The sequence below is a fragment of the Georgenia satyanarayanai genome, assembly GCF_023715365.1.
Lineage (GTDB): Bacteria > Actinomycetota > Actinomycetes > Actinomycetales > Actinomycetaceae > Oceanitalea > Oceanitalea satyanarayanai_B.
This window is the reverse complement of record NZ_JAMBNZ010000027.1, coordinates 1-3,019: the sequence shown is the minus strand read 5'-3', so window position 1 is coordinate 3,019 and position 3,019 is coordinate 1. Positions and strand designations below refer to the sequence as shown.

The 3,019-nt window shown below is 65.8% G+C and carries 3 protein-coding genes; 1 reads left to right on the top strand and 2 read right to left on the bottom strand.

Features of this window, described 5'->3' with window-relative positions; genetic code table 11:
- Positions 1 to 461 precede the first annotated feature (461 nt).
- Positions 462 to 1,034, top strand: coding sequence for a hypothetical protein (locus tag M3148_RS16820; RefSeq protein WP_251305886.1), 573 nt, complete (start codon positions 462 to 464; stop codon positions 1,032 to 1,034).
- Between the two features lie 581 nt (positions 1,035 to 1,615).
- Here M3148_RS16820 and M3148_RS16815 read toward each other — a convergent pair.
- Entirely contained in the window at positions 1,616 to 2,197 is a 582-nt protein-coding gene (locus M3148_RS16815) for a CueP family metal-binding protein (protein ID WP_251305885.1), read from the bottom strand.
- Between the two features lie 145 nt (positions 2,198 to 2,342).
- The gene (locus M3148_RS16810; RefSeq protein ID WP_251305884.1) at positions 2,343 to 2,744 is read right to left on the bottom strand and encodes a four-helix bundle copper-binding protein; all 402 of its coding nucleotides are present in this window, start codon (positions 2,742 to 2,744) and stop codon (positions 2,343 to 2,345) included.
- Between the last annotated feature and the right edge of the window lie 275 nt (positions 2,745 to 3,019).

The window sequence follows — 3,019 nt, the reverse complement described above, 5'->3', positions numbered from 1 at the left end:
GCGGTCACCGTGATGGTCCTTTCGAGGCGGTTGTGAGAGATCACTCGAAGGATCGCGCGGTGACCGCCTACGTCTACAACGACACGCTCACCGTGCTACCGATACACCACTCTGCTGGACTCCACTCGATGGCCTTCCGGACTTGCGGCTCTCGCTTCCGTACTCTCAGTGCAAGGTGGTCGAGTGGCGGACGTAGCTGCCGCGCTGAACACCAGCGTGTTCGTCAGGACGCGTAGCATCGTGGCAACCTTGGTTTCGACGCTGACGGGCCTGTGACCGAGGGTTGGGCAAGACGGTGGCGACTTGAGACGCGAGGCTTAGCCACCATCGGGCACAGGAAGGCAATAGTGAGACCGACTTCGACCCCAGCAGCCGCCCGTCAGAGGTCGGCCGGAAGTGAGCGGCGGCACCTGATCGGGCCCCCACGGCTTCCTATTGTTGTGTCCGGATTGTGTACGGGGTTGTTCGCCACGATCGCCGTCTCAGTAACGGCAATTGATCCGCAGCTCCCCTATACCGGTTACGCCGGAAACATGGCATTCCTCGGCGTGGTGCTCTGGATGCTGGTCAGCGTAGTGACCATGCGAATATCCGTGGACCACACGACGATGGTCATCATCAACGGGATTTCGGTCGTCAAGTTTCGGCGAGACGACATACTCGACGTCTCAAGCCATAACGGCATCACTATCGATACGCGGTCAGGCTATCGCTGCACTTCCGGGGCGTACGGTTCTTCGAACTTCCAGGGTTTCCGACCGAGCGCTCGTTACGAGCGAATCGCGAGCAAGATCCGCACCTGGGCGAGCTTAAGCGGCGCGGGACGAGACGACGTGGCAGTGCGCCAAATTGCCGGCGCAGCGCACCACAAGAGACAGCCTTCGCGTCGTGCAGTTTCGAGACCGCCGTGGCGGCCGCGAAGGATGCTCACAGTAGGCCTCCCTGTCTCCTTGCTGATGACACAACTACTCGGTCTCGTTCTGTGGGCGGCATCGGAGCGGCTCTACACCCTCCTGGGACACGTGGGATTCTGACCCGTTCTTTGAGCCGCGTCACGATCGCAGAGTCGCCGGGGTCCTCATGCGCCGGGTTGAGAGCTCCATCGGAGCCGGGCGGGGCTCAGCGGTTAGTAGTCCGCCCTCGCCGCGGCGGCGGTCGAACCAGATGATCAGTCCTGCAAGCCGAACCGGCCGCGGGTCACGGCCGGGCTCGCCGTCCTCCTCGACGTGGAGCTCAGCCTCGTCCCGCAGGGGATCCTGTTCGGGGACGAGCCCATCGGGGCGCTCGACTCCACGCAGCGACCGAGATCATGGGCATCCGCGGCTATAGCAGGAACGCGCGCCGGGCTGACGAATGCCTGGTTGTCCGTGGTGAGGTAGGGCAGCCGCACCGCGTAGTGAGACCGGGTGCCGGATAGGGCGGTGAGAAGCAGGCCGTGCGTCGCCTCTGTGCAGCCACATGTAGATCAGGCATGCCACGAGGGTGACCGCGACGACCACGCCGGTCTTCCAGCCGCTCCGCACCGGCAGGCCGAGCACTCCCACCGGAGCGGTGTGACGCTCCTGGGCGCCACCCCAGCCCTCCTGTCTGCGCTCCTATGGGTGAGGGCTGGCGGTCAGGTGAGCTGGAGGGTGGTCAGGCAGGTGGCGCCCTCGTCGGTGGTGGCGAAGTTCGTGGCGCCGGTCAGCCCGTCGACGTTGACCTCGATGGTGCCCTGGACGTCGCGGGGTAGCCAGAGTCCGACGAAGCCGTTGTCGAAGGTGGTCATCTCCTCCTCGAGGAGCACCTCACCGTCGTTGTTGACGACCCGGACGTCGAGGTCCTGGTCGGTGAGCTCGCCCTGGCAGGTGGTCAGGCTGTGGTAGAAGCACTCGTGCGTCTGGTCGACGTAGGGGGCCACGGACAGGTAGAAGCGGTCCTGCGGCATGGCGACGGCCAGCTCCTGCTGCCCGTCGGAGAAGACCAGCTCGTCGGGGCGGATGGAGGCCATGAGGTCGGTGGGCCGGTCGGCGCCGCCGAGCCGGTCGAGGTGGTCGATGATCTCCTCGACCTCCATGCCTGCCAGGCCGTGGGCGTCGAGGAACTGCGCCTGCGCCCCGGTGGCCGCCGGCACGTCGGTGTCGGTGGGGGTGTCCGTGGAGGAGCACCCGGCAAGGACGAGCACAAGGGCCCCGATCAGTGCGGCGAGTCGTTTCACGTTCTGCTCCTGTCTGGGTTGGCCCGATGCTCGTGGGGCCGAGACGGGCTGAACACCCAGGGACGCTAACCCACCGCCCGGAGAGGCGCCGACTGCCGGTTAAGGTTCGGTTAAGAGACGCCGGCTGCGGAGACTGGTCGCGCCCTCAGCCGATGGCGGCGAGGAGCTCGGTGCAGGCCTGCTCGCAGGCGCGGCACGCCTCGGCGCAGACCCGGCAGTGCTCGTGGTGCCCGGCGTGCGCCGCGCACTCATCCCCGCACGAGCGGCACGCCTGCACACAGGCTTGGAGCATGGCGCGGGTGAGGTTGGCGTCGTAGCCGGTGTGCCGGGACAGGACCCGGGCGGTGGTGTCGCAGATGTCGGCGCAGTCCAGGTTGGTGCGGATGCACGTGCGTAGCTCGGCGACCATGTCCTCGCTCAGACAGGCGTCCGCGCAGGCGGTACAGGCCTGGGAGCAGGCCACCAGGGTGTCCACCACCCTGGCGAGCAGGTCCCGGTCGAGGTTGATCTCGGCGGGGTAGGTGTTCATCATCTCGGCGGTTCTCATTGCCTTCCTCCTTCGTCAGTCGCTATCCCGCGGACAGTCATGACGGGTGCGGGTATTACGACGCTAGGGGGGTCGCCGTGGGCCTGCAGCCGCAGGAACGGGGAGCGGCGATGAAGATTTGATGAAGTCTTCCCCCAGGGCCGTTATCAGTGGAGTCCAGCAGAGTGGTGTATCGGTAGCACGGTGAGCGTGTCGTTGTAGACGTAGGCGGTCACCGCGCGATCCTTCGAGTGATCTCTCACAACCGCCTCGAAAGGACCATCACGGTGACCGCT